Origin of the sequence: Halorubrum sp. SD690R, assembly GCF_005435035.1 — an archaeon.
Lineage (GTDB): Archaea > Halobacteriota > Halobacteria > Halobacteriales > Haloferacaceae > Halorubrum > Halorubrum ezzemoulense.
Map to the genome: position 1 here is coordinate 45,789 of NZ_SGTV01000005.1, position 25,309 is coordinate 71,097.

General features: G+C 69.3%; 26 protein-coding genes. 13 read left to right on the forward strand and 13 right to left on the reverse strand.

Annotated elements, in window-relative coordinates; all coding sequences use genetic code 11:
• Nucleotides 1–91 precede the first annotated feature (91 nt).
• From EXE41_RS04560 to EXE41_RS04575, 4 genes are all read left to right on the forward strand, one after another.
• Nucleotides 92–949 (forward strand): molybdopterin synthase, encoded by an 858-nt coding sequence (locus tag EXE41_RS04560; protein ID WP_137690396.1) that lies wholly within the window; start codon nucleotides 92–94, stop codon nucleotides 947–949.
• Between the two features lie 357 nt (nucleotides 950–1,306).
• On the forward strand, nucleotides 1,307–1,567 hold the full coding sequence (locus EXE41_RS04565; RefSeq protein WP_049930246.1) for a hypothetical protein: 261 nt from the start codon (nucleotides 1,307–1,309) through the stop codon (nucleotides 1,565–1,567).
• A 196-nt stretch (nucleotides 1,568–1,763) separates the two neighbouring features.
• Nucleotides 1,764–2,912, forward strand: a complete 1,149-nt coding sequence (locus EXE41_RS04570) for a site-2 protease family protein (RefSeq protein ID WP_049930244.1) — start codon at nucleotides 1,764–1,766, stop codon at nucleotides 2,910–2,912.
• A gap of 7 nt (nucleotides 2,913–2,919) precedes the next feature.
• Nucleotides 2,920–3,756, forward strand: a complete 837-nt coding sequence (locus EXE41_RS04575) for an FkbM family methyltransferase (protein ID WP_099289112.1) — start codon at nucleotides 2,920–2,922, stop codon at nucleotides 3,754–3,756.
• 59 nt (nucleotides 3,757–3,815) lie between these two features.
• On the opposite strand, the gene EXE41_RS04580 is transcribed toward EXE41_RS04575, so the two are convergent.
• From EXE41_RS04580 to EXE41_RS04595, 4 genes are all read right to left on the reverse strand, one after another.
• Nucleotides 3,816–5,489 (reverse strand): AarF/ABC1/UbiB kinase family protein, encoded by a 1,674-nt coding sequence (locus tag EXE41_RS04580; RefSeq protein ID WP_049930241.1) that lies wholly within the window; start codon nucleotides 5,487–5,489, stop codon nucleotides 3,816–3,818.
• A 3-nt stretch (nucleotides 5,490–5,492) separates the two neighbouring features.
• Nucleotides 5,493–5,867 (reverse strand): Hsp20/alpha crystallin family protein, encoded by a 375-nt coding sequence (locus EXE41_RS04585; protein WP_049930239.1) that lies wholly within the window; start codon nucleotides 5,865–5,867, stop codon nucleotides 5,493–5,495.
• A gap of 130 nt (nucleotides 5,868–5,997) precedes the next feature.
• Nucleotides 5,998–6,702 (reverse strand): DUF2391 domain-containing protein, encoded by a 705-nt coding sequence (locus EXE41_RS04590; protein WP_086216088.1) that lies wholly within the window; start codon nucleotides 6,700–6,702, stop codon nucleotides 5,998–6,000.
• A gap of 88 nt (nucleotides 6,703–6,790) precedes the next feature.
• Nucleotides 6,791–7,561: an alpha/beta fold hydrolase gene (locus EXE41_RS04595; protein WP_137690397.1), complete on the reverse strand. Its 771-nt coding sequence runs from the start codon at nucleotides 7,559–7,561 to the stop codon at nucleotides 6,791–6,793.
• Between the two features lie 214 nt (nucleotides 7,562–7,775).
• Between EXE41_RS04595 and EXE41_RS04600 the strand changes: the two genes are divergently transcribed.
• Together EXE41_RS04600 and EXE41_RS04605 are read left to right on the forward strand one after the other, a co-directional pair.
• Nucleotides 7,776–8,027 carry a hypothetical protein gene (locus tag EXE41_RS04600; RefSeq protein WP_049930235.1) on the forward strand — a complete coding sequence of 84 codons (252 nt, stop codon included), beginning with the start codon at nucleotides 7,776–7,778 and terminating at the stop codon, nucleotides 8,025–8,027.
• Complete coding sequence (locus tag EXE41_RS04605) at nucleotides 8,024–10,291, forward strand: CDC48 family AAA ATPase (RefSeq protein ID WP_137690398.1); 2,268 nt, start codon at nucleotides 8,024–8,026, stop codon at nucleotides 10,289–10,291. Before EXE41_RS04600 ends, EXE41_RS04605 begins: the two co-directional genes overlap by 4 nt.
• A gap of 45 nt (nucleotides 10,292–10,336) precedes the next feature.
• Here the strand turns inward: EXE41_RS04605 and EXE41_RS04610 are convergent, their stop codons facing one another.
• Nucleotides 10,337–10,579: a hypothetical protein gene (locus EXE41_RS04610; RefSeq protein ID WP_049930233.1), complete on the reverse strand. Its 243-nt coding sequence runs from the start codon at nucleotides 10,577–10,579 to the stop codon at nucleotides 10,337–10,339.
• A gap of 425 nt (nucleotides 10,580–11,004) precedes the next feature.
• Between EXE41_RS04610 and EXE41_RS04615 the strand changes: the two genes are divergently transcribed.
• Nucleotides 11,005–14,160, forward strand: coding sequence for an adenosylcobalamin-dependent ribonucleoside-diphosphate reductase (locus tag EXE41_RS04615; protein WP_089308351.1), 3,156 nt, complete (start codon nucleotides 11,005–11,007; stop codon nucleotides 14,158–14,160).
• A 153-nt stretch (nucleotides 14,161–14,313) separates the two neighbouring features.
• On the opposite strand, the gene EXE41_RS04620 is transcribed toward EXE41_RS04615, so the two are convergent.
• From EXE41_RS04620 to EXE41_RS04630, 4 genes are all read right to left on the reverse strand, one after another.
• Nucleotides 14,314–14,751, reverse strand: coding sequence for a hypothetical protein (locus tag EXE41_RS04620; protein ID WP_086216092.1), 438 nt, complete (start codon nucleotides 14,749–14,751; stop codon nucleotides 14,314–14,316).
• 120 nt (nucleotides 14,752–14,871) lie between these two features.
• The gene (locus EXE41_RS19210) at nucleotides 14,872–15,027 is read right to left on the reverse strand and encodes a hypothetical protein (RefSeq protein WP_176450687.1); all 156 of its coding nucleotides are present in this window, start codon (nucleotides 15,025–15,027) and stop codon (nucleotides 14,872–14,874) included.
• 97 nt (nucleotides 15,028–15,124) lie between these two features.
• Nucleotides 15,125–16,102, reverse strand: a complete 978-nt coding sequence (locus tag EXE41_RS04625; RefSeq protein WP_137690399.1) for an aldo/keto reductase — start codon at nucleotides 16,100–16,102, stop codon at nucleotides 15,125–15,127.
• Nucleotides 16,103–16,173: 71 nt separating this feature from the next.
• On the reverse strand, nucleotides 16,174–16,371 hold the full coding sequence (locus EXE41_RS04630; protein ID WP_049930226.1) for a hypothetical protein: 198 nt from the start codon (nucleotides 16,369–16,371) through the stop codon (nucleotides 16,174–16,176).
• Nucleotides 16,372–16,483: 112 nt separating this feature from the next.
• On the opposite strand from EXE41_RS04630, the gene EXE41_RS04635 reads away from it, so the two are divergent.
• Nucleotides 16,484–18,202, forward strand: a complete 1,719-nt coding sequence (locus EXE41_RS04635) for a cryptochrome/photolyase family protein (RefSeq protein WP_089308353.1) — start codon at nucleotides 16,484–16,486, stop codon at nucleotides 18,200–18,202.
• 1 nt (nucleotide 18,203) lies between these two features.
• Here the strand turns inward: EXE41_RS04635 and EXE41_RS04640 are convergent, their stop codons facing one another.
• On the reverse strand, nucleotides 18,204–18,449 hold the full coding sequence (locus EXE41_RS04640; RefSeq protein ID WP_089308354.1) for a hypothetical protein: 246 nt from the start codon (nucleotides 18,447–18,449) through the stop codon (nucleotides 18,204–18,206).
• A 106-nt stretch (nucleotides 18,450–18,555) separates the two neighbouring features.
• The gene (locus EXE41_RS04645; RefSeq protein WP_049930222.1) at nucleotides 18,556–18,735 is read right to left on the reverse strand and encodes a hypothetical protein; all 180 of its coding nucleotides are present in this window, start codon (nucleotides 18,733–18,735) and stop codon (nucleotides 18,556–18,558) included.
• A 96-nt stretch (nucleotides 18,736–18,831) separates the two neighbouring features.
• On the opposite strand from EXE41_RS04645, the gene eif1A reads away from it, so the two are divergent.
• Together eif1A and EXE41_RS04655 are read left to right on the forward strand one after the other, a co-directional pair.
• Complete coding sequence (eif1A, locus tag EXE41_RS04650) at nucleotides 18,832–19,122, forward strand: translation initiation factor eIF-1A (protein WP_004597376.1); 291 nt, start codon at nucleotides 18,832–18,834, stop codon at nucleotides 19,120–19,122.
• A 191-nt stretch (nucleotides 19,123–19,313) separates the two neighbouring features.
• The gene (locus tag EXE41_RS04655) at nucleotides 19,314–20,213 is read left to right on the forward strand and encodes a RimK family alpha-L-glutamate ligase (RefSeq protein WP_086216096.1); all 900 of its coding nucleotides are present in this window, start codon (nucleotides 19,314–19,316) and stop codon (nucleotides 20,211–20,213) included.
• Nucleotides 20,214–20,246: 33 nt separating this feature from the next.
• Here the strand turns inward: EXE41_RS04655 and EXE41_RS04660 are convergent, their stop codons facing one another.
• On the reverse strand, nucleotides 20,247–20,627 hold the full coding sequence (locus tag EXE41_RS04660; RefSeq protein ID WP_049930219.1) for an Hsp20/alpha crystallin family protein: 381 nt from the start codon (nucleotides 20,625–20,627) through the stop codon (nucleotides 20,247–20,249).
• A gap of 218 nt (nucleotides 20,628–20,845) precedes the next feature.
• Here EXE41_RS04660 and gap point away from each other — a divergent pair, with 218 nt between their 5' ends.
• Nucleotides 20,846–21,898, forward strand: a complete 1,053-nt coding sequence (gap, locus tag EXE41_RS04665; protein WP_049930217.1) for a type I glyceraldehyde-3-phosphate dehydrogenase — start codon at nucleotides 20,846–20,848, stop codon at nucleotides 21,896–21,898.
• Nucleotides 21,899–22,030: 132 nt separating this feature from the next.
• Nucleotides 22,031–23,260: a phosphoglycerate kinase gene (locus tag EXE41_RS04670; protein WP_089308355.1), complete on the forward strand. Its 1,230-nt coding sequence runs from the start codon at nucleotides 22,031–22,033 to the stop codon at nucleotides 23,258–23,260.
• A gap of 85 nt (nucleotides 23,261–23,345) precedes the next feature.
• Here EXE41_RS04670 and lrp read toward each other — a convergent pair whose 3' ends face one another.
• Nucleotides 23,346–23,804: an HTH-type transcriptional regulator Lrp gene (gene lrp / locus EXE41_RS04675; RefSeq protein ID WP_008441157.1), complete on the reverse strand. Its 459-nt coding sequence runs from the start codon at nucleotides 23,802–23,804 to the stop codon at nucleotides 23,346–23,348.
• A gap of 126 nt (nucleotides 23,805–23,930) precedes the next feature.
• Here lrp and glnA point away from each other — a divergent pair, with 126 nt between their 5' ends.
• Complete coding sequence (glnA, locus tag EXE41_RS04680) at nucleotides 23,931–25,295, forward strand: type I glutamate--ammonia ligase (RefSeq protein WP_086216099.1); 1,365 nt, start codon at nucleotides 23,931–23,933, stop codon at nucleotides 25,293–25,295.
• Nucleotides 25,296–25,309: the final 14 nt, after the last annotated feature.

Below are 25,309 nucleotides of genomic sequence, written 5' to 3' on the forward strand. Positions count from 1 at the left end.
AGCCCGGACGCGGTGGAAGCGGCCCCGAGCCCGATCCGGCCCGACGCGTCGGGCGGGAAACGCCTAAATCGGTCGCGGCCCGCTCTCGGGTATGCGACCGATATCGATCGTCGGCGACGGGGCGGCGACGCTGGCCCGGCGGCTCGCGGACCGACTCGACGGGCGAGTCGCCGTCGTGGAGCGCGACGACGACCCGAACGGCGCCCCCGAGAGCGACTCGACACGGAGCGACCCGGCCGCGGACGGGGGGGTCGTCGGTCCGGCGCAGCGCTCGGGCCCGGACACCGCCGTCGCGTTCGACGCAGACGGGAACTGGCGCGGTCGGGGGAGTGTCGAGGGGTTCGACGACCTGCTCGACGGGCTCGCCCCCGACCACGACTACCTGCTGGCGGTCGGCGAGCCGCGGTTGCGCGTGCCCGCGGTCCTCCTCGGGTCCGACCCGGACCCGGAGCGCGTGCCGGGGACGGTCGTCGCGAGCGCGACCGCCCCCGACGGGGTCGACCTCGGCGACGTCGTCGCCGACCTCGACAGCGCGGAGCCGTGGATCACCCGTGAGACGCTGGTGCGCCGCGCCGAGGCGTCGCCGGACGCGGACCGGGCGGGGGCGATAGCGACGTTCACCGGCCGCGTGCGCGCCCGCGACGGTCCGGACGACGACCGGACGACGCACCTCGCGTTCGAGAAGTACGACGGGGTCGCCGAGGATCGGATGGCCGCCATCGCGGAGGAGCTAGCGGCCCGCGATGGGGTCTTCGACGTGCGGATGCACCACCGCACCGGCGTGATCGAGGCGGGTGAGGACATCGTCTTCGTGGTCGTGCTGGCCGGGCACCGCGGGGAGGCGTTCCGGACGGTCGAAGACGGGATCGACCGGCTGAAAGACGAGGTGCCGATCTTCAAGAAAGAGGCGACGGAGTCGGAGACGTTCTGGGTCCACCGCCGGGACTGACCGGCGCGCGGCGTCGCCGCTTCCGGTTTCGTCGCGGCCGCGATCGGTCCCAAGAGGTCGTCTCGGCGGTCGCGGGGAGGACGCGCGAGCGCGCCGAGACCGAGAATACGCGGCGCTTTTTGTTTCTTTCCGGCCGTCGGACCGGACGGCGGCGAGTTACTCGCGTACCGAGTCAGCGACGGAGAAAACGTGTTCAAAACGGGTTATAAAATTTCTAGCGCGTTCTAGAAGCGTTGTAAAGAGTCCGTCAGACACGTTTTACCCCGGCGAGTTCGGTGAAACGCCCTGAAACCCCCTGAACGTCGCCCAACGGTGACGCCTTTATAACACCCTCCGGGAGCAAGGGTGAGGTGTACTATGAGCGCGACTGCGAACCCCTCCACGAACGCGAGCGCGAACGACGACCGCAGCAAGGAAGAGCGGCTGAAGCAGTACCTGCTCGACCGCGCCCAAGACGGCGAGATGTACTTCAAGGGGAAGTTCATCTCCGACGACGTCGACCTCTCGCCGAAGGAGATCGGCGCCCTGATGGTGAAGCTCCGCGACTCGGCGACGGAGCTCACCGTCGAGAAGTGGTCGTACACGGGCGCGACGACCTGGCGCGTCGAACCCGCCTGAGGGACGCGCTCCGCCGACCGACGAACGCAGTACCGCTCCGAGGCGCACTCGGTTCACGAACCGGTCCCCGTCCCGCGCTTTTCTGACCGCGAGCGCGTCCGCGTCGAGTTCCGCCGGCCCACGCGCCGCGCCGTGTTTGCGGTACCCGTGCCCGCCGACGCGGGGTTTATACTCGCCGACCAGCTACGACCCCACGATGCCAGAACACGAGGACGCGGCGACGGCCGGCGACGGCGCGCCGCGTCCGGAGCCGCTCCGGACGTTCTTTCGGATCGACGAGGTCCGCCGCGAGGACGGTCGCGTGCGATACCGCGGCGAGTCGTACGTCCCGGAGCGGACGCTGTTGCGCAAGCTGACCCCCCACTTTCGAGAGGCAGGGTACGAGGTCGACGTGGAGGTCGTCGACGGCGGCCACGTCGTCGTCGCGACGCCGTTCGACCGCGGCCGGGACGGGATCCCGTGGGTGAACGTCGCCATGTTCGCGGCCACGCTGCTGTCGACGCTGTTCGTCGGCGCGTACGGCTGGTACTACGTGCCGCTCGCGGAGATCCAGTCGAACCCCCTGACGCTGCTCCGGGCGTGGCCGTTCACGGCCGCCGTTCTCGGGGTGTTGATGACCCACGAACTCGGCCACTACGCCGCCGGTCGCTACCACGGCGTCCCCGTCTCGTTGCCGTACGTTATCCCCTTCATCTTCCCGTTCGGCACGCTCGGCGCGGTGATCCGCATCCGCGGCCGGATGCCGTCGCGGAAGGTCCTCTTCGATATCGGCGCGGCGGGACCGATCGCGGGGCTGTTCGCGACCGTCGTCGTGACCGCGATCGGCCTCTCGCTCGACCCGATCCAGGTGCCGGCGGAGCTCGCGAACTCGTCGGGCGCGGTGATCCGGTTCAACAACCCGCCACTCTTGGACTTCATCGCCGGCGCCCTCGGCCAGCCGACGAGCTACGGCGACCCGCGGCTCACCGCCCACCCCGTGGTGATCGGCGGGTGGGTCGGGATGTTCTTCACCGTCCTGAACCTCCTCCCGGTCGGCCAACTCGACGGCGGCCACATGGTCCGGGCGATGCTCGGGCCGCGACAGGAGACGGTGGCGGCGCTCGTCCCCGGCGCGCTGTTCGCCATCGCCGCCTACCTCTACTTCTGGCGGGGGCTCGGCCTGAACGAGTCGGTGGGTCTGTGGGCGTTCTGGGGCGTGTTCGCGACGGTCATCGCGTTCAACGGACCCGCGAATCCGGCCGACGAGGACGGACTGGGGCTGCCGCGGATCGCGGTCGGGGCCGTCACGTTCGCCGTCGGCGCGCTCTGTTTCCTCCTCGTCCCGATTCAAGTCATCGGCGCGTGACACCGCGATGCCCTCGATAGCACGGCTGCCGTCGCTGGTTCGGTCGCGCGTCGAGCGGCTCGGCTTTCGAACCCTGTACCGGCTCGCCGACCTGACGTACGCGCTCGGCGTCGCGACGCCGAAGCGGACCGTCGCCGGCACGTACTGGAGCTACGAGCCGACGAACCCCCACGGCGACGACCCCGGACTGGCCGCGCTCGACCGTCTCCCGGAGGACGCGGTGATCCTCGACGTGGGCGCGCACGTCGGCGAACACGCGATCCCGCTGACCCGCGGGACCGACCGTCGCGTAGTGGCGTTCGAGCCGAACGGCGAGAGCGCGGACCGGCTGGCGCGGAACGCCGAGCGGAACGGGCTCGGCGATCGGCTCGACCTCAGGCGGGCGGGCGCGGGCGACGCGAACGCGACGCTTACCTTCTATCGGTCGACGTTCTCGAAGTGCTCGGCGTTCGACCGCGATCTGGCGACGAGGTGGGGCGCGAGCGTCGCCGGGACGGAGTCGGTCCCGGTCCGACGGCTCGACGAACTCGTCGAGGGCGTCGGCGACGAGAGAGCCGACGGGGGCGGGACAGTCCCGCCGCCGGACGCCGTGAAGGTCGACGTCGAGGGGCGCGAGGGGGCGGTCCTCCGGGGCGCGGCGGAGACGCTCGCGACGTACCGTCCGCTGCTCGTCGTGGAGGTCCACGAGTCGGGGTCAGCGGAGGGAGGCGCGGCGGACGAGGGGACGATGAGCCCGGACCCCGCCGCCCTCCGCGAGTGGCTAACGGCGCGGGAGTACGCGGTCGAGGAAGCGGAAGACGTGTGGATCTGTCGGGCGACAGGAGAGTCGGCAAAAGGCCGCTGAGTCGGTCGCCGCGCCGCCGGTCCGGTCGCTGTGCCGTTGAGTGGCGCCCCGTCGCCGAGTCAGTCGTCGCGCCGCTGTTTCATCCCCTGGCGGGTGAACTGCGGCGTGGTGCGGAGTCCCCGCTTCTTCCGGAACGACCGGTACAAGGCGATCGCGAGCGGCGAGGCCAGCGCGAGGACGACGAGCGCGAGCCGCCAGTTGTTCGCGAACGAGTAGAGGATCGTCGCCGAGAGGACGCCGACGGCGAGTAGCACCGAGTAGGCGATCCGCATCGCCAGCTTCTCTAAGACCTTCGTGTCGTCCTCTAAGACGACGTTGACCGTCAGGTCGTCGCGGTTGGCGCGGTCGAGGAACTCGTCGGCCTTCGGCGGGACCGTGAACAGCGCCTCGGTGGTCTGTTGTACCTGTCGGCCGGCGTCTTCGGCGAGGTCGCGGGCGGTCTGCTCGTAGTACCCCTCCTCGCGGAGGTAGTCGGTCGCCGTCGAGATGAAGTCGAACTCGGGGTCTAAGGTGACACAGACCCCCTCGACGACGGTGGCGACCCGGAGGACCAAGGCGAGGTTCGGCGGGAGCCGGAGCGGGAACTCGTAGATGGACGACTCCACCTGCTCGATGATCTGGTTCACCTGGTACTGCTCGACGTCCTCGCCCCGGACGTCGGCGATGGCGAGCTCCATCACGTTCCCCATCACCTCGCGGTCGGCCTCCGGCGAGAGGGTCCCCATCGAGATGAGCGTGTCCAGGATGGCGTCGATGTCCTGCCGCGCGACCGCGACGTAGAACTCGACGATCTTCTCCTGGACGAACGGGTCCACCCGCCCCGCCATGCCGAAGTCGTAGAAGATCACGGACCCGTCGTCCGCGACCGCGAGGTTCCCCGGGTGGGGGTCGGCGTGGAACACGCCGTCGTCGATGATCATCTGGAGGTACACTTCCTGGAGGATCTCCGCGATCGCCGTCCGGTCGTGACCAGCCTCGTCGAGCGCGTCGATGTCGCTGATCTTCGTGCCCGGGACGTACTCCATGGTGAGCACCCGCGGCCCCGACACCGACTCGTACGTCTCCGGGATCCGGATCCGATCGTTGTCCGCGAAGTTGCCGCGGATCTCCTCGAGCATCGTCCGCTCGCGGGCGTAGTCCATCTCCTCGCGGATCGTCTTGGCGAACTCGTCGGCGAGGTTCTCCAGGGAGAACGACCGGCCGGCGCCGGTGAACCGCTTGACCAGCGGGATCGACCAGCGGATCGTGCGGAGGTCGGCCTCGACGAGCGACTCGATGCCGGGGCGACGCACCTTCACCGCGACCTCGTCGCCCTCGTAGGTGGCGGTGTACACCTGCCCGAGGCTCGCGCCGCTTATCGGGTCGCGGTCGAAGTCGTCGAACGTCTCGTCGACCGGCCCGAACTCGTCTTCGAGGACGACTCGCGACTCCTCCCACGGCGCGGGGGGAACGTCGTCTTGGAGTCCCTCCAAGACCTCGATGTACGCCGGGGGAAGGATGTCGGGACGCGTCGAGAGGATCTGTCCGAGTTTGATGAACGTCGGCCCGAGCGTGAGCAGGATGTCGAGCAGCACCGCGGCGCGCTCGCGCTGGGTCTCGGCGTCGACCTCTCGGCTCCCGCCGAACAGGAAGTACCGGCGGCGGTCACGCCAGTAGGCGACGATAAGCGGCGAGAACTGCCGCAGGACGACGACGAACCGCCAGTAGGCGCGAAGGTTGACCAGCGTGACCACCCGTCAGGCGTCGCCCTCGTCGTCCGCGTCGTCGACGGGGATGGTCCGGGAGACGTCGCGCTCTCGCTTGGGGAGGGAGATTTCGAGGACGCCGCGGTCGATCTCGGCGTCGGCGCCCGCGCCGTCGGCGTCGTTCGGGAGGGGGAGTTCCGCGTCGAGGAACAGCGGGCGGTCCTCCCGGACGTACTCGAACCCGTCGGGGACGGCCTTCTCGCGGCGACCCTCGATGTCGATACGACCGTCCTCGACGAGCACCTCGGTCGTCGCTGCGGTCGCGCCCGGGAGGTCGACGACGAGGACGTACCCGTCGTCGGACTCGAGGAGGTCCGCAAACACCGCGTCCGGGAGGTCCCGGAGCGCGTCGCGTAGCGCTGACATAGGGGTCGGTAGGATCGCCGCGGCGAAAAACCTGTGGAAAAGGCGGATCGGGGCGGGAGATCCACCGCGGGTGACGCGGAGCGAGTGTCGCGGGTAGCGCGGAGCGAGTGGGGCTCCCGGGGGAGGCGGCTCAGTCGCGGTCGCCCATGTCGAGGTCGAACTTCCCGAGGTCGTCCCCCTGCGACTCGCCGGGGAGGATGTCGCCGAGGCCCGCGCCGAACGCCGCCGCGGCCCAGACGACCGCGACCCGGCTGACCCGTTCGAGCGCGGTGGGGTCGCCCTCGTGGAGGCGCCCCCAGAACAGCAGCATGGCCGCCGACGTGGCGAGCGAGACGAGGAGGACCCCGGCGTAGCGGCGCGGGATGACGCCGAGGATCGGGTGGTGGATCGCGATCTGCCGGAAGTCGGCGTAGTAGAGGAGCCCGGCGGTCGCGACGAAGACGAAGCCGACGTGGCCGATCAGGAGGACCGGGACGCCCGCGACGGTCGTCGCCGCGAACCAGGCCGCGATCTCGAAGACGCCGCCCTCGACGAGCAGCGGGAGCGCGAACAGCACCGCCCCGACGAACGACTCGGCGAGGTCTCTGGAGGTGTACTTCGTGATCCGCTCCGCGAGCGCGCCGCTCCCGGGCATCCGCTCGACGAGCGAGATCGTCTGTCGAACCTCCTCGCGCTCGTGGCCCTCGTCGACCGTGTCGCGCAGGGCGTCGAGCTTCGCGAGCAGGTCGTCGATGTCGGGGTCGCCCGGGGGCGGTTCGGCCGGAGGCTGTTCGGCGCCCGCCGGCGCTCCGGACCCGTCGGCACGGCCGGTATCGCCGTCGTCGCTGTCGACCATGTGCCCACGGGACGCGCGACCGACCTAAATCTCGCGGCGGTCGGCTGGTCCACGCGGTCGCGAGCCGACGACCGGCGGGACGGGCGGCCTACAGCCGACCGAGGAACGCGGAGAGCGCGTCGTTGAAGACGGTCGGCGCTTCGAGCATCGCGAGGTGCGCGGCGTCGGGGACCTCCGCGAGCTCTCCGGCCGGGATCCCGTCCGCGAGGTACTCATGGTACGCGGGCGGCGTGAGCTCGTCGTGCGCGCCGACGAGCGCGAGCGCCGGGACGCCGATCTCGTCGAGTCGCTCCCGGACGTCGAACCGGTGGCAGGTGAGGAAGTCGCGTTCGGTGACCGCTCGCCCGCACTCGCGCATGGCCGCCTCGGAGAGCTCGACGTACTCGGGCGGCGCGTCGTGGAAGAGGCGGTCCGGCTCGTGGAGCAGCGAGACGGCCCGCTCGAAATCGTCGGCGAGCGCGCCGCGGAGGGGCTCGGCCACCGCGAGCTTCGCGCCCGTGCCCGCGAGGACGAGGCCGTCGAGCGCGAGGTCGCGCTCTAAGGCGACCCGCAGCGCGACCGCGCCGCCGAGGGAGTTGCCGCAGAGGACTGTCGCCCCCGTCTCCTCCGCGACGGCGATCACGTCGTCCGCGTACGCGTTGAGCGTCTCGGGGCCGGCGGGTGTCGCGACGTCGTCGCTGTCGCCGTGCCCGGAGAGGTCGACGGCGACGCTCGAAACCCGGTCGGCCAGCCTAGCCTGCGACTTCCAGATGTCTTTCGTGCCGCCGCTGCCGTGAACGAAGCAGACAGTCGGCCCGTCGCCGCCGCGGTCGAAGCGGCGGTACGCCGTCGCGCGACCGTCGTGGGTGACCCGTTCCATGTCCGGGCGGTTCGGCGCCGAACGGTATAAGCGCCCGAGGGAGCCGACGCGCGCTCGGCGACTCGATCGGCGCCGCGGGTCCGACCGCACGACGGCGGACGGTCGGCGGTGGAATCGCTCGAACCGCTACACTACCGTTAGTACAAAGAAGCACTCACGTCATGCGATTTTGAGCGTCAAGTTTAAATACTTACGCGACTAACTCGTAGTTAGGATGAATCACATACAGACCCGATCGACCGGCGACGGCGCGCTGCTGCGCCGGTACGAGTACGACGACGGCTGGACCGTCGCCGCCGACCTCGACGTCGACGACGAGGCCGTCACCGTCGACACCGTCGGCGAGACGGCGATCGTCGTCGTAGAGGGACCGGACGGGCCGGTCGAATCGGAGTTCGAGCTGCCCGGGACGGCCGCCGACGTGGCGGTGAACAACGGCGTGCTCACCGTGGAGGGCGACCGATGAAGCTCACTGTCAAGCCGCTGAAACAGAAGGACGCCGGCCGTCGCCTGGCGGCAATCGACCGCGTCGCGGCCGACGAGCTCGGGCTCTCCGGCGGGGACATCGTCCGCGTCGAGAGCGCCGGCGGGGCGGCGATCGCCCGCGTCTGGCCCGGCTACCCCGAGGACGACGGGACGGGCGTGATCCGCATCGACGGGCGCCTCCGCCAGGAGGCCGACGTGGGGATCGACGACCGCGTCACCGTCGAGGACGTCGACGTCTCGCGGGCGGACGCGGTGACGATCGCCTTCCCCAGCCAGCTGCGGGTGCGGGGGCAGATCGCCCCGTTCATCCGGGACAAGCTCTCCGGTCAGCCGGTGACCGAGGGGCAGACGATCCGGACCTCGCTCGGCTTCGGGCTGATGGGCGGCCAGTCGCAGGCGGTCCCGATGAAGATCGCCGAGACGAGCCCCGGCGGCACGGTCGTCATCACCGACGAGACGGAGATCAGCATCTCCGAGATCTCCGCCGAGGAGATCGCCGACCGCGGCGAGGCCGCGGGCGGCACCGGCGAGGGGCCGGACGTGACCTACGAGGACATCGGCGGGCTCGACGACGAGCTCGAACAGGTCCGCGAGATGATCGAGCTCCCGATGCGGCACCCGGAGCTGTTCAAGCGCCTCGGCATCGACCCGCCGAAGGGCGTCCTGCTCCACGGCCCGCCGGGCACTGGGAAGACGCTGATCGCGAAGGCGGTCGCCAACGAGATCGACGCGAACTTCCACACGATCTCCGGCCCGGAGATCATGTCGAAGTACTACGGCGAGAGCGAGGAGCAGCTCCGCGAAGTGTTCGAGGAGGCGTCCGAGGAGTCGCCGTCGATCATCTTCATGGACGAGCTCGACTCCATCGCGCCCAAGCGCGAGGAGGCGGGCGGCGACGTGGAGCGCCGCGTCGTGGCGCAGCTGCTCTCGCTGATGGACGGGCTCGAAGAGCGCGGCGAGGTCGTCGTCATCGGGGCGACGAACCGCGTCGACGCCATCGATCAGGCGCTCCGACGGGGCGGCCGCTTCGACCGCGAGATCGAGGTGGGCGTCCCCGACCGGGACGGTCGCAAGGAGATCCTTCAGGTCCACACGCGGAACATGCCGCTGACCGATAGGATCGACCTCGACGAGTACGCCGAGAACACGCACGGCTTCGTCGGGGCCGACCTCGAATCGCTGGCGAAGGAGTCCGCGATGCACGCACTGCGGCGCATCCGCCCGGAGATCGACCTCGAATCGGACGAGATCGACGCCGACGTGCTGAACAGCATCCAGGTGACCGAGTCGGACTTCAAGGAGGCGATCAAGGGGATCGAACCCTCCGCGCTGCGGGAGGTGTTCGTGGAGGTCCCCGACACCACCTGGGACGACGTCGGCGGCCTCGGCGACACGAAAGAGCGGCTCCGCGAGACGATCCAGTGGCCGCTCGAGTACCCCGAGGTGTTCGACGAGCTCGACATGCAGGCCGCGAAGGGCGTCCTGATGTACGGCCCGCCGGGCACGGGGAAGACCCTGCTCGCGAAGGCCGTCGCCAACGAGAGCGAGTCCAACTTCATCTCGATCAAGGGGCCCGAGCTGCTGAACAAGTACGTGGGCGAGTCCGAGAAGGGCGTCCGCGAGGTGTTCAGCAAGGCCCGCGAGAACGCGCCGACGATCGTGTTCTTCGACGAGATCGACTCGATCGCCACCGAGCGCGGGAACAACTCCGGCGACTCCGGCGTGGGCGAGCGCGTCGTCTCCCAGCTGCTGACGGAGCTCGACGGCCTCGAGTCGCTGGAGGACGTCGTCGTCGTCGCGACGACGAACCGCCCCGACCTCATCGACTCGGCGCTGCTCCGCCCCGGTCGCTTAGACCGGCACGTCCACGTGCCAGTCCCCGACGAGGCGGCGCGCCGCCGGATCTTCGAGGTCCACACGCGGGATAAGCCGCTAGCGGACGACGTCGACCTCGACGCCCTCGCCCGCAAGACCGAGGGGTACGTGGGGGCCGACATCGAGGCGGTCGCCCGCGAGGCGTCGATGAACGCCTCTCGGGAGTTCATCGGCAGCGTCACGCGCGAGGAGGTCGGCGAGTCCGTCGGCAACGTCCGCGTGACGATGGAGCACTTCGAGGACGCGCTGAGCGAGGTGAACCCGAGCGTCACCCCCGAGACGCGCGAGCGCTACGAGGAGATAGAAAAGCAGTTCAAGCGGTCGGAGGTCGACCGCACCGAGGCCGAACCGGGCGCGGCGTTCCAGTAAGCCGGGCGCTTCGACCCGAACCGGCGGCCGGCCCGCGGCGGTTTTTTAGACAAGTCCAAGCGTCGACAGCAGGTAGAACGCCGCGACAACGACGATGCCGATCGTGACGAGCCGCCACGCGAGCTTCAACACGAACTTGCCGACGACGATGACGAGCGCGACGGCGACGAGGGCGACCAGGAGCTGCCCGACCTGACTGCCGAGCAGCGCGGCCTGTGCCGGCGCGGCGAGCCCCGCGAGCGCGAGCGACGTTGCGGTCATGTCCCGGACCACGGCGACGCCGGGCATAAGCTTGTGGGAGGAGCCGAAAGTCGTTTACTGGTTCTGATAGGTATTCAGGCATTCCGGTGATGGGGCCGAGCGTGGATCCGCCCGACACCGGCCGACACGGCGGTATCGGGCGCCGGCTGGGCCGGCGGTTGCCGCCTCGATCGACCCCCCTTCTGTTCCCGTGGGAGACCGCTCACATCGTGTGGTTTTTTCGATCGACGACCAGTTTCACTCCGGTCTACCTATGCTTATGTGTCCAGAGCCCATTCCTTACCGACGTACCGGATTCAGCGTCAGGCGCACCGGAGAGACGTTACATACCGAATCGGACATGTAGAAGCCGGGCGGGGCCGAACATCCGAACGTACAAGGGCCCGCCTCGCCAGTACACCAACACTACAGATGATCCATATTCCACGCAAAGCCAGCGGGGTGGCCGCCGAATGAGCAGCGACGGCGTCTCCGCCGACGGAGTCGAACTGCCGATCAAACGAACCACGGGCGAGACGATGGAGGAGCGCCTCACGGGCAACGCCTACCAGAACATCCTGCCCGCGCGCTACCTCCGGAAGAACGCGGACGGCGAACCGATCGAAGACCAGGAGGAACTCTTCGACCGCGTCGCGCGAAACGTCGCGCTCGCGGAGGCCGTCTTCGAGGCTGAAAACCAGGGCGTCGAGGTCACCGTCACGCCCGACCAGCTGAAGCCCGACCACCCGCGGCGCGACGAGCTCGCCGAGGACGTGTTCGGCGCGGGCACGACGGCCGACGACGACGCGGAGGCGACGCTCACGGCCCACAACGTCAACAAGTTCGCGTACGAGACGGTCGTTCCCGAGCTCCCCGACGGGGTTCGCGACCACGTCGAGGCGACCGCCGAGACGTTCCGACAGGGGATGGAGTCGCTTTCCTTCATGCCGAACTCCCCGACGCTGATGAACGCCGGCGACGAGCTCCAGCAGCTCTCCGCCTGCTTCGTCGACTCGCCGGGCGACGACATCACCGACATCCACCAGACCGCCAAGGAGGCGGCCGAGGTGTTCCAGTCCGGCGGCGGCATGGGGTACGCGTTCTGGAAGCTCCGGCCGTACGGCGACTCCGTCGGCTCCACCGGCGGCATCGCCTCCGGGCCGATCACGTTCATGCGGACGTTCGACCAGATGTGCGAGACGATCGCGCAGGGCGGCGCGCGCCGCGGCGCCCAGATGGGCGTCATGCGCATCTCGCACCCGGACGTGATCCAGTTCATCCACGCGAAGAACAAGGATGTCTCGCTGGCCCACTCGCTGCGGCTCAACGACCCCGACGACTTCACGCACAACTCCTTCGCGGACGCGCTGGAGGAGGCCCGCGAGCTCATCGACGAGGACGGCAAGGTGCCCGAGCACCTCCGGAACGCGGTCGAGGGACACCTCTCGAACTTCAACATCAGCGTCGGCGTCACCGACGACTTCATGGAGGCGCTGGCGAACGACGAGGAGTTCACCTTCACCAACCCCCGCACCGAGGAGCCCCACGTCGCCACCCCGGAGACGAAGGAGCTCTACGACATGTTCGGGCTCGGCGAGCACGTCGAGGTCGGCGAGGAGCTCTCCGTCCCGGCGGCGGAGATCTGGGATCACATGATCCAGGGCGCCCACGAGAACGGGGAGCCGGGCGTCGTCTACCTCGAACGGATCAACAAGGAGCACTCCTTCGACGTGGAGGAGCACCCGGAGCACCAGATCCTCGCGACGAACCCCTGCGGCGAGCAGCCGTTAGAGGAGTACGAGGCCTGTAACCTCGGCCACATCAACCTCTCGACGCTCGCGGACCTCGACGCGCCCGACTGGCGCGTCTGGTCGGACGAGCACGCCGACGAGTACGACTCCGAGGCGGCCGCAGTCGAGGCGTTCCTCGAAGAGGCGATCGACTTCGAGGAGTTCGAAGAGCGGATCGCGTACGGCACCCGCTTCCTCGAGAACGTCGTCACGATGTCCGACTTCCCGGTCGACGAGATCGAGGAGAAGGTCCGCGACATGCGGAAGATCGGGCTCGGAATCATGGGGCTCGCGCAGCTGTACGTCCAGCTCGGCGTCCGCTACGGCTCCGAGTCGGGCAACGAGATCGCCCGGCAGCTGATGACCCACATCAACCACGAGTCGAAGCTTGCCTCCCACGATCTCGCCGAGGAGCGCGGGACGTTCAACGACTGGGCGGACTCGAAGTACGCGAACCCGACCGAGCACCGCGACTGGTTCGAGCACTTCACCGGGCTCGACGCCGACGAGTGGGCGGACGGCTTCCCGATCCGGAACCACAACACGACGACGATCGCCCCCACGGGCACGACGTCGATGATCGGCAACACGACCGGCGGCTGCGAGCCGATCTACAACGTCGCCTACTACAAGAACGTCTCCGACGACGTCCAGGGCGACGAGATGCTCGTCGAGTTCGACGACTACTTCCTGCGCACGCTGGAGGCCAACGACGTCGACGTCGAGGCCGTCAAGCGCGAGGCGCAGGCGCAGATGGCCGAAAACGCGTTCGACGGCGTCGAGGGGCTCGACACCGTCCCGGACGCCATCGGCGAGCTGTTCGTCGTCACCGGCGACCTCTCGGCGAAGGACCACGCCGGCGTCCAGGTCGCCTGTCAGAAGGGCGTCGACTCCGCCATCTCGAAGACCGTGAACGCGCCCAACGACTCGACGCTGGGCGACGCCAAGGAGGTCTTCGAGTACATCTACGAGAACGGCGGGAAGGGCGTCACCTACTACCGCGACGGCACCCGCTCGAAGCAGGTGCTCACGACGCGGGCACAGAACACGGAGTTCGCCGACGAGAGCGAGGCCGCGGAGACCATCGTCGAGCAGATCAACGAGGTCTTCGGCGGCGTCGAGGCGTTCCTCGACAACGAGGACGTCCGCGCGGCGATCGACGCGGAGGTCGCGGACCTGCTCGAAGCGACCGAGCAGCCCCGGATCGACTACAGCGAGCGCAGCCCGCGCCCCGACTCGCTGTCGGGCGTCACCCAGCGGGTCGAGACGGGCTACGGCAAGCTGTACGTCACCATCAACGAGGACGAGAACGGTCGACCGTTCGAGCTGTTCGCGAACATCGGCCACTCCGGCGGCTACACCAACTCCTTCACCGAGGCGCTCGCGAAGGTCATCTCGACGGCGCTGCGCTCCGGCGTCGACCCCGAGGAGATCGTCGACGAGCTCCAGGGCACCCGGAGCCCGAAGGTCGCCTGGGACAAGGGCGAGCAGATCCAGTCGATCCCGGACGCCATCGGCACCGCGCTGCGGCGCTACCTCGACGACGACGTCGACAAGGGGATCCCTCAACAGCAGAGCCTCGACGACGTCGAGGAGGCCGCGTCGAGCGCGAGTCCGCCGAGCCAGACCGACGGCGGCGCGGTCGACGCCGGCGCGGCGACCGGCGCCCCGAGCGGGACCGCTCCGACGGGCGAGGACGACGCGGCCGGCGCCGACGACTCGACCCAGCAGCTCATCGCGGCGGGCGAGTCGCCCGAGTGTCCCGAGTGCGGCGGGATGAACCTCTACTACTCCGAGGGCTGTAAGACGTGCGAGTCGTGCGGCTGGTCGGAGTGTTAGCCGGGCGGCGCGAACGTCGGTAGCGGGCGGTCGACGGCGCGGTTTTCTGCGGGTCGTTGACGCTCCCGCGCGCGTTCACTACCGGTCGATAGACGAGCGTGACACTGTTCGGGTCAGGTGAAGGGGTCGGGACCGAAAGAGATTACCGTCGGCTCAGTCGTCTTCGAGCGCCTGCGCGATGCGCTGGAGCTGGCGGGTGGCGTCGCGGACCTCGTCGCGGAGCTGGCGCACCTCGCGGACGAGCTCCTCGTTGCCGCCGTCGTCGCCGCGGGCGCCCTGCTCTGCGCCCGCGCCGGGACCGCCGCCCATGCCGGGCGGGCCGCCCGCGCCGCCGGGGCCGCCGCCGCCGCCCATCATGCCGGACATCATCTGCGCGAAGGGGTTGCCGCCGCCGCCACCGCCCATCCCCGGCGGGCCGCCGCCGCCCATCATCTCCTCCGGGTCGGGCCGGTCGCCCTCCTCGCGCTCCTGCTCGCGTCGCTCCCGGATCTCCTCGACGCGCTCGCGGAACGACTTCTCCTCGCCGTCGTCGCCGTCGCTCTGTTCGCCGCCCTCGCCGTTCTCGGGGTCGGTGGCGTCGTCGTCTGCCATGCGCCACGGTTCGGCGGCGCCGCCGAAAAGGGTTGTCGTGGCGCCCGCGACGGTGTGTTTATAAATAGCCGGCGGGCGGCGGTGTCGGACCGGCGCTCCGCCGGCGGCCCCGAGCCGGCGTCAGGTCCGAATCAGCCGGTGGCAGTTCGGGCACTCCGCCGAGTCCGTGTCCCGGCCGGCCGCAGGCACGCGGTCGCCGCAGTTCGGACACCGGATCCGGGTGCGAGCGTACTCCGTCCTCGACCGGGTCGGGGTTCTGTCGGTGTCGTCGGCCATATGAGTGTGGCATTCACTAGCATACAAATGGCTTATCGACATATTCCTAAAACACGATTTAGGTCGCCGAGCGCGCAGCCGGAGTCGCGCTCCGCCGTCACTCGTGACCGGAGACGCGGACCGGCTCGTACGGCTCTTCGAGCCACTCCACGTCGGAATCGGAGAGGTTGACGTCGAGCGCCTCGACCGCGTCTTCGAGGTGTTCGACGCTCGTCGTGCCGACGATGGGCGTGTCGACCCACTCCTTGTGGAACAGCCACGCGAGCGCGATCTGCGCCATTTTCACGCCCTTCTCCGCGGCGAGCTCCTCGACTCGCTCGTTGACCGCCCGCCCGCCGCCCTCGCGGTAGGGGTGCGCGTAGAGGTGCTCCTCGGTCTCGCCGCGGAGGGTGGCGTCGACCTCCTCGTGCGGGCGCGTCAGGTAGCCGCGCGCGAGGGGGCTCCACGGCATCACGCCGATTCCCTCCTTCTCGCACAGCGGGAGCATCTCGCGCTCCTCCTCGCGGTAGGCGAGGTTGTAGTGGTTCTGCATCGTGGCGAACCGCTCGTACCCCTCGCGGTCGCTCGCGTGGAGCGCCTCGGCGAACTGGTAGGCCCACATCGAGGAGGCGCCGACGTGTCGCACGTCGCCCCGTCGCACCGCGTCGTCGAGCGCGGCGAGCGTCTCCTCGATCGGCGTGTCGTCGTCCCAGCGGTGGATCTGATAGAGGTCGACCGTCTCCATGCCGAGCCGGTCGAGGGAGTTCGACAGCTCCTGCTCGATGGCCTTCCGGGAGAGGCCGCCCGAGTTCGGGTTCGACTCGTCCATCTGGAAGTACCCCTTCGTGGCCACGACGAACTCCTCGCGGTCGTATTCGCCGAGGGCGTCACCGAGGACGCGCTCGCTCGCGCCGTTCGAGTACATGTTGGCGGTGTCGAAGAAGTTCACGCCGAGTTCGACGGCGCGGTCGACGAGTTCGCGGCCCGCCTCCTCGTCGAGCACCCACTCGCGCCAGTCCGGGTCGCCGAAGCTCATACAGCCGAGACAGATCTTCGAGACGGTGGTGCCGGTGGAGCCGAGCGTGGTGTACTCCATACGCGCACCAGTTCGAGGCGGAACAAAAAGCTACGCGCGGCGGCAGCGACGGGCTCGGCCCGAGGCGGGGATCAGAGGTCCCGGAACGACGCCGTGTACACGAGGAACGCCCCGGTGAGGATGACGAACGCGAGGAACGTCACGAGCGCGAGCACGTTCGCGACCGGCGAGAGCGGCGCGAGGAAGGACTGTCCGGTCGAGTCGAGCACCAGCACGGCGAGGAGGGCGGCGATGAGGCCGAGCAGCCAGTTCGTGAGGATCTCGTCCATGGCTCGCCCGACACGGGGGGCCGACAAAAGTCCGCGGGTGACGCGTCGTTCCGGGAGGTCGCGGCCGAGCGACGCCGCCGGAGCTATGAGACTCGGGACCGTTATTCGTCCCGTGAGCGACCGGACGACCTGCTGGCTGCTCGGCGACCAGCTCAACCCCGACCTCGACGCCCTCGACGCGGCCGACGAGGTCCTCCTGATCGAAGCGCACGGGTTCGCCGACCGGAAGCCGTACCACGCCCACAAGCTGACGCTCGTGTTCTCGGCGATGCGGCACTTCCGCGACGACCTCCGCGATCGCGGCCACGACGTGACGTACGTTCAGGCGGAGTCGTTCGGCGAGGGGCTCGACGAGTTCTTCGCCGGTCGGGCGGCCGAGGCGAACGACGGCGAGGACGACGACGGGCCGCGCCTGCGGCTCATGCGCCCCGCGAGCCACGGCGCCGGCGAGCGGCTCCGCGGGCTGGTCGCCGAGCGCGGCGGCACCCTCGAACTCGTCGACAACGAGCTGTTCTGGACGACGCCGGCGGACTGGCGCGAGTGGGCCGGCGACGAGGGGACCGAGATCGGCGCCGACGGGGCCGCGGAGCGCACCTACCGGCAGGAGCACTGGTACCGGCACGTCCGTCGCGAGACGGGCGTGCTGATGGACGACGGCGAGCCGGTCGGCGGGGAGTGGAACTACGACGACCTGAATCAGGAGACGCCGCCGGAGGACTGGGAACCGCCGGGGCGGCCGACGTTCGAGCCGGACGAGCTGACCCGCGAGACCCACGCGTGGGTGTGCGACCGGTTCGACACGTGGGGGAACGACGCGCTCGACGGGTTCGCGTGGCCGGTCACGCGGGCAGAGGCCCGCGAGGCGCTCGACCGGTTCGTCCGCGACGGGCTGCCCGCGTTCGGACGGTACGAGGACGCGATGGTCGGCGGCGAGCCGTTCCTCTCGCACTCGCTGCTGTCGCCGGCGATCAACCTCGGACTGCTCGACCCGCGCGAGCCGGTGCGGGCGGTCGAGCGCGCCTACGAGGAGCGGGGGGTCGAGCCCGGCGCGTACGACCCAGACGACCACGGCGACGCGGGCGGGACGGCGACCTCGCTCGACGAGTTCGGCGGGGACGCGGCGGACGGCGAGGACGGAGCGACCGGGGGCAGAGCGGCCGGGGGCAACGAGCCCGCCCCCGTCCCGCTCAACGCCGTAGAAGGGTTCGTGAGGCAGGTGATCGGCTGGCGGGAGTTCATGCGCCACGTCTACCGCGAGGCGATGCCGGAGCTCGCGGAGGCGAATCAGTTGGAACAGGACCGGGAGCTTCCCCCCGCCTACTGGGACGGCGAGACGGACATGCGGTGTCTCTCGGAGGCGGTCGGGCACGTCCGCGAGTTCGGCTACGCCCACCACATCGAGCGGCTGATGGTGCTGTCGAACTTCGCGCTCGTGTACGGCGCCGACCCCGCCGACGTGAACGAGTGGTTCCACCTCGGCTTCGTCGACGCCTACCACTGGGTGACGACGCCGAACGTCGTCGCGATGGGGTCGTTCGGCACGGACGTGCTCTCCTCGAAGCCGTACGCCTCCTCGGGGAGCTACGTCAACCGGATGAGCGACCACTGCGCCGACTGCCCGTACGCCGTCTCGCGGACCACGGGCGACGGGGCCTGCCCGTTCAACGCGCTCTACTGGGACTTCCTGAAGGAGAACGAGGAGACGCTCCGCGGCACCGGGCGAATGGGGCTGATGTACTCGCACGTCGACAAGAAGGACGACGAGGAGTGGGCGGCGATCCGCGAGCGCGCCGATCGAGTGCGCGAACTCGCCGCGGACGGGGACCTGTGAGTTACTCGCCGCTCGCGAGGCGGCGCAGCCGCGGGAGCGCCTGCTCGTAGCCGAGACCGACGAGGCCGACGTACAGCGCGATCAGTCCCATGCCGACGGCCCACGCGCCGAGGACGAGATCGCCGCCGGAGACGGCGGAGAGCCCGAACTGTTCGAGCACGACGCCGACCGCGGCGGCCGCGCCGGCGCCGACGGCAGCGGCGAGGAGTTCGACGAGTTCGACCGCGACGGCAGGTACTTCGACCATACCCGGTGAGGGACGGTCGGCGATTATGACTCTTTCGGGACCACGGTGAACGCCGCGTCGAGCGGACGGCCGCTCGTCCGGAGTCGGTCGGACCGCCGCCGAGGGTTCACTTCAGCCCGAACGATCGCATGGCGGTGTCGACGAGCCCCTTCGCGATCAGCGCGAGACCGGCGAGCACGACCATCAGGGCGCCGGCGACGACCGGATCGCGGAGGGTCAGGATACCGATACCGACGAGGACGACGAGGACGCCGGCGATGCCTTCGAGTCCGAGCGTGTCACGCATGTCGTCGCCTCGGCGGTCCCCGGAGGTAAAAGGGCCGTTTCGGTCCCGGCGGAGAGCGGCCCTTTTATTTCTGCGAGCGCGTATCACCGCGTACGCATGAGCAACGGAGACGGCGGCGGTCGGAACGACCTCCGGATGCCCGACGACGACGAGGTGTTCGCGGAGGTCGTCGAGATGCTCGGCGCGAACCGCGTCAAGGTGCGCTGCGCGGACGGGAAACAGCGGACCGCGCGCATCCCCGGCCGGATGCAAAAGCGCGTGTGGATCCGCGAAGACGACATCGTTCTCGTCGAGCCGTGGGACTGGCAGGACGAGAAGGCCGACATCTCGTGGCGCTACGAGAAGAGCGAGGCCGAACAGCTCCGCGAGGAAGGCCACCTCCAATAGGTCGCTTCGCGCGTATCGACGGGAGACCTCGCCGACACCTCGACCGCTTATTCGTACGTATCAGACTGCGAATCGACGGTGAACGCCTCCGAGTCCCCGGCCGCGAGGCACGCGCCACCGGCCGTCGGAACGCGTCGCTGCCGTCGTTCCGCTCGCGCCGTTTTTAAGTCCGAACGGCCCCCAACACGGTTATGCTCCGGCTCGCGATGACCACCGACGCGGAGACGTTCGAGCGCGTGCGCGGGCCCCTCGCGGACCGCGGCATCGACGTCGGTCACGTCCGAGCGAAAGAGCGAGCGCTGCGCGTCTCGGGCGGCGCGGCGGCGCGAGACGGCGCGGGCGACCCCGACGAGTTCGCCGACTTCGACGTCGGCCTCGTCTACCCCACCCGGCTCATGGAGGGCGCGGTCGTCGACGAGCGGCTGGGCGTGCCGTGGGTGAACGGCCGCGACGCGGTCGTGACCTCGCGCAACAAGGCCGGCGTGCTGGCGACGCTCTCCGCCGCCGGCCTCCCGACGCCGAAGACGACGCTCGTGTCGAACCCCGTCGACGAGTCGGTCGTCGTCGACGCCGCGAGCGAGTTCTCCTACCCGGTCGTCGTGAAGCCGAACTCCGCGACCCGCGGGGTGGGCGTCGCGACCGCGACCGACCTCGACTCGCTGCTGGGCGTCGTCGACTACCTGAACCTGATCCACGACTACCGCGCGACCGGCGACAAGTCGTTCCTGCTTCAGGAGTACCTTCCCGACGCGCGCGACTACCGCGCGATGGTCGTCGACGGCGCGTACGCCGGGGCGGTGGAACGCGAACTCGACGCCGACGCGCTCGCGGCCGGCCGGTGGAAACACAACGTCCACCGCGGTGCGACCGCTCGCGGCGTCGACCTCGATCCGCGAGCGCGCGACCTCGCGGAGCGCGCGGCCGCGGCGCTGGGGATCGACTACCTCGGCGTCGACCTGCTCGCGACCGACGACCGGCTCGTCGTCAACGAGACGAACGCGCGGCCGACGGTCGACGCCGCGACGAAGTACGAGGACGGCTTCTACGACCGGTTCGCGGCGCTCGTCCGGCGGACCGCCGAGGAGGAGTGAGGAGAGCGAGCGAGCCCCGGGAGGCGGGCCGGCTCAGACGAGGTCGATCGACGCGCTGTCCTCGTCGCGGTCGAACGAGACCTCGAGGACGCCGTTGTTGAACGTCGCGTCGGCGGAGTGCTCGTCGACGGGCGCGGGGAGGTCGACCGTCTCGTCGTACTCGCGCCGGTCGGAGACCGCGGAGATGGTGAGCGCGTCGCCGTCACAGCGGAGCGAGAGGTCCTCCTTCGAGACGGCGGGGAGGTCGGCGACGAGACGCACCGACTCCTCGGTGGTGTACGCGTCGACGTGGGTGTCGGAGCCGAACCCGGCGTCGTCGGCCGACGGAGCGTCGCCGGTGGCCATCTCGTTCATCATCCGCTCGATCTCCTCGAAGAAGTCTCCGAACGGATCGTCGCGGTCGTCTCTGTCCATACCTTCCGTGAGGTCGGTGACCCCGATAAGCCTTCTGTCGGTCGCCGTATCGGCCGCTATCCGCCGCGGGAAAGCAGCGATCCGGCGGACGACGAGCGGCCGCCGTCGCGGGCCCTCGGCCGCGAAACGCGACACCGGCCGTAACAAATTCCAACGATTATGACGGTCTCGCCGCGACTGGGCCGGATTTAAGTAGTTGCGGCTCGGCTTTTTCGAATATGAGTAAATCGAATCTGGCGGCCGGTGACGACGTGAGCGACGACGAGGTCGTGCGGGTGGGGCTCAACGGCTTCGGTCGCATCGGGCGCAACGTGTTCCGCGCGGTGTTAGAGAGCCCGCGGATCGAACTCGTCGGGATCAACGACGTGATGGACTTCGACGACATGGGGTATCTCGCGAAGTACGACACCGTCATGGGTCGTCTCGACGGCGTCGAGCGCGACGGCGATGAGCTGACGGTCGGCGACACGGCCGTCCCGCTGTTCAACGTTCAGGACCCCGCCGACCTCCCGTGGGACGAGCTCGACGTCGACGTCGCCCTAGAGTGTACGGGCGTCTTCCGCACCCGCGACGACGCGAGCGCGCACCTCGACGGCGGCGCCGACACCGTGATCATCTCGGCGCCCCCGAAGGGCGACAAGCCGGTCAAACAGCTCGTCTACGGCGTCAACCACGACGAGTACGAGGGCGACGACGTGATCTCGAACGCCTCCTGTACGACGAACTCCATCACGCCGGTCGCGAAGGTGCTCGACGCGGAGTTCGGCATCGACGCCGGTACCCTCACCACCGTCCACGCCTACACGGGCTCGCAGAGCCTCATCGACGGCCCGATGAGCAAGCGTCGCCGCGGCCGTGCGGCTGCCGAGAACATCGTTCCCACCTCGACGGGCGCCGCGGGCGCGGCGCAGAAGGTCCTCCCGCAGCTGGAGGGGAAGATCGACGGCATGGCGATGCGCGTCCCGGTCCCGACCGGCTCCCTCACCGAGTTCGTCGTCAGCCTCGACGAGACCGTCACCGAGGAGGAGGTCAACGCCGCCTTCCGCGAAGCCGCCGACTCCGGTCCGCTCGCGGGCGTTCTCGGCTACACCGACGACGAGGTCGTCTCCTCCGACATCGTCGGCCTCCCGTTCTCCAGCTACGTCGACCTCCAGTCGACGAACGTCATCGCCGGCGGGAAGCTGCTGAAGATCCTCACCTGGTACGACAACGAGTACGGCTTCTCGAACCGGCTGCTCGACATGGCCGCGTACGTCCACGACGAGGCGTAGACGGCCGGTTCGTCTGGCGCGTCGGGACCGACGCGCTCGACACGCACCGCCCGTTCGACGGGACGGACCTTCGGACGGCAACGTTCCCCCGGAGCGCAACCGCTTAACGAGCTCATCGACGACTCCTCACCCATGCCCGCGTTCAACACCCTCGACGACCTCTCGGCAGACTCGCGCGTCCTCGTCCGACTGGACCTCAACTCGCCCATCGAGGACGGAACACCGCAGGACAACCGCCGCTTCGAGCGCCACGCGGAGACCGTCCGCGAGCTGGCCGAGGCGGGACACCGCGTCGTCCTGTTGGCCCATCAGGGCCGACCCGGTCGCGACGACTTCACGTCCCTCGGCGGCCACGCCGAGATCCTCGCCGACCGCGTCGGCCGCGACGTTGGGTTCGTGGCCGACACGTACGGCGACGAGGCGCTGGAGGCGATCGACGCGCTCGACGCGGGAGAGATCCTCCTGCTCGAGAACACGCGGATGTGCGACGACGAGCTTCCGGAGGCGTCGCCCGAAGAGAAGGCCGAGACGGAGTTCGTCCGGACGCTCGCGCCGCTGTTCGACGCGTACGTCAACGACGCCTACTCGGCGGCCCACCGGAAGCACGCCTCGCTCGTCGGCTTCCCGCTCGTCCTCCCCGCGTACGCGGGCCGCGTGATGGAGACGGAGTACGAGGCGAACACCGCGATCGCGACCCGCGAGTTCGACGGCCCGGTCACGATGGTCGTCGGGGGGACGAAGGCGACCGACGTGATCGGCGTAATGGACGCCCTCGACGACCGCGTCGACCGCTTCCTCCTCGGCGGCGTCGCCGGCGAGCTGTTCCTCCGCGCCGCGGGTCACCCCGTCGGCCGCGACGTGGGCGAGATGGACCTCTTCGACGAGCAGTGGGAGCGGAACCGCGAGCTGATCGAGTCGGTCCTCGACGAGCGCGGCGACGCGATCCGCCTCGCGAGCGACCTTGCGTACGAGGGTCCCGACGGCGAGCGCGCTGAGGTCCCCGTCGACGACATCGGCGAGAAGGAGACGGGGTACCTCGACGTGGGGGCGACGACGGTCGCCGACTACGAGCCGGCGATCCGCGAGTCCGACGCGGTCTTCGTGAAGGGCGCGCTCGGCGTCTTCGAGGACGAGCGGTTCGCCGACGGCACCGTGGGCGTCCTCGACGCCATCGCGGAGACGGACTGCTTCTCGGTCGTCGGCGGGGGCGACACCTCGCGGGCCATCGAGATGTACGGGCTGAGCGAGGCGGACTTCTCGCACGTCTCCATCGCGGGCGGCGCGTACATCCGCGCGCTGACGGGCGAGCCGCTCCCGGCGGTGGAGACGCTGGAGGCGGCGGCGGAGCGGCGGAGAGACTGAGCCGGCAGCGGGCAGCGCGGGGACGGCTCGCGCCGGTACGAAGAGAGGTGTCGGCGGCGCGGAGAGGGCCCCGGCGGCGGCCGAACTACTCCTTGACGTCGAGGTCGAACTGCTCGTTCTCCGTGACCGCGTTGAGGACGACGCTCGTGTTCGACTCCCGGATGTCCGCGTCCGTGAGGATCGACTTGATCTGGTCGTTCATCCCGTCCGTGTCGGTAAACTTCCCGATGGCGATCACGTCGTAATCCCCGGTGACCTCGTAGACGCTCACCATCTGTTTCTCCTGCCGCAGCTTCTCGGTCACGTCCGGCAGCGCGCTCCCTTCGACCTTGAGCTGGAGCACGGCGGTCACGTCGTAGCCGAGCTTGTCGTAGTCGACGACGGGCGTGTACCCCCGAATGACGCCTTCCTCTTCGAGGTCGCGCAGGTGGTTCGAAACGGTCGTCACCGATACGTCGAGCTCGTCGCCCAAGCTCCGGAGACTCGCGCGGCCGTTGCTGAGCAGCGAGTTGATGAGCTTCGCGTCGAGGTTTTCGTACGTCATCACACCTAACCACGCTTTCGGGGGTTTAGAATTTTACGAACGTCCAGCAGTTTTGCCTGTCCGGCGGTTCATGCGCCAAGCGATAAGGCCTTTATACTGGCAGATAACGAATCAAACGTCCAGAACATGACGGACGAACACGCGAAACCGGACGGCGGCCTCACGGCCGAGGAACAGGCGGTACTCGACGAGATCGAGGAGCAGAACGTCGATTTCCTGCGGCTTCAGTTCACTGACATCCTCGGCGTCGTGAAGAACGTCTCCGTCCCCGCCCACCAGGCGGAGAAGGCGTTCACCGAAGGCATCTACTTCGACGGCTCCTCAATCGAGGGGTTCGTGCGCATCCAGGAGTCGGACATGCGGCTCGTCCCCGACCCCGACACGTTCGCGGTGCTCCCGTGGCGCAACGACGGCGACTCGGGCGCGGCGCGGCTCATCTGTGACATCGTCGACACCGACGGCGAGCCGTTCGTCGGCGGGCCGCGGCAGGTCCTGAAGTCGGTCCTCGCCGAGGCCGAGGAGATGGGCTACTCCGTCTCGATCGGGCCGGAGCCGGAGTTCTTCCTGTTCGAGAAGGACGACGACGGCAACGCGACGACCATCCCGCACGACAACGGCGGCTACTTCGATCTCGCCCCGAAGGACCTCGCGTCCGACGTGCGCAAGGAGATCATCTTCACCTTAGAGGAGATGGGCTTCGAGATCGAGGCCTCCCACCACGAGGTCGCGGAGGGCCAACACGAGATCAACTTCAAGTACGCCGACGCGCTCACGACCGCGGACAACATCGCGACGTTCCGCGCCGTCGTTCGCGCGGTCGCCGAGCAGCACGACCTCCACGCGACGTTCATGCCCAAGCCCATCGCCGACATCAACGGCTCGGGCATGCACAGCCACATCTCGCTGTTCGACGAGGACGGCAACGCCTTCGCCGACGACTCCGACGAGTTCAACCTGAGCGAGACGGCCTACCAGTTCATGGGCGGCATCCTGAACCACGCCCCCGCGTTCACGGCGGTCACGAACCCGACCGTGAACTCCTACAAGCGGCTGGTGCCCGGCTACGAGGCCCCGATCTACGTCGCGTGGTCCGACACGAACCGCTCGGCGCTCGTCCGCGTCCCGGACGCCGCGGGCGTCTCCGCGCGCTTCGAGGTCCGCAGCCCCGACCCGTCCTGTAACCCCTACCTCGGCATGGCGTCGCTCATCGCCGCCGGCCTCGACGGGATCAAGACCGGCGCCGACCCGGGCGACCCGGTCCGCGAGGACATCTACGAGTTCGACGACGCGAAGCGCGAGGAGTACGGCATCGAGACGCTGCCCCCGAACCTCGGCGCCGCGGTCGAGGAGCTGGAGACCGACGAGGTGCTCCAGGAGGCGCTCGGCCCGCACACCTCCGAGAAGTTCGCCGAGGCGAAGTCTCAGGAGTTCAGCGAGTACCTCACCCAGGTGTCGCAGTGGGAGGAGGACCGCTACCTGGAGACGTTCTGAGCCCGGTCCGAGTC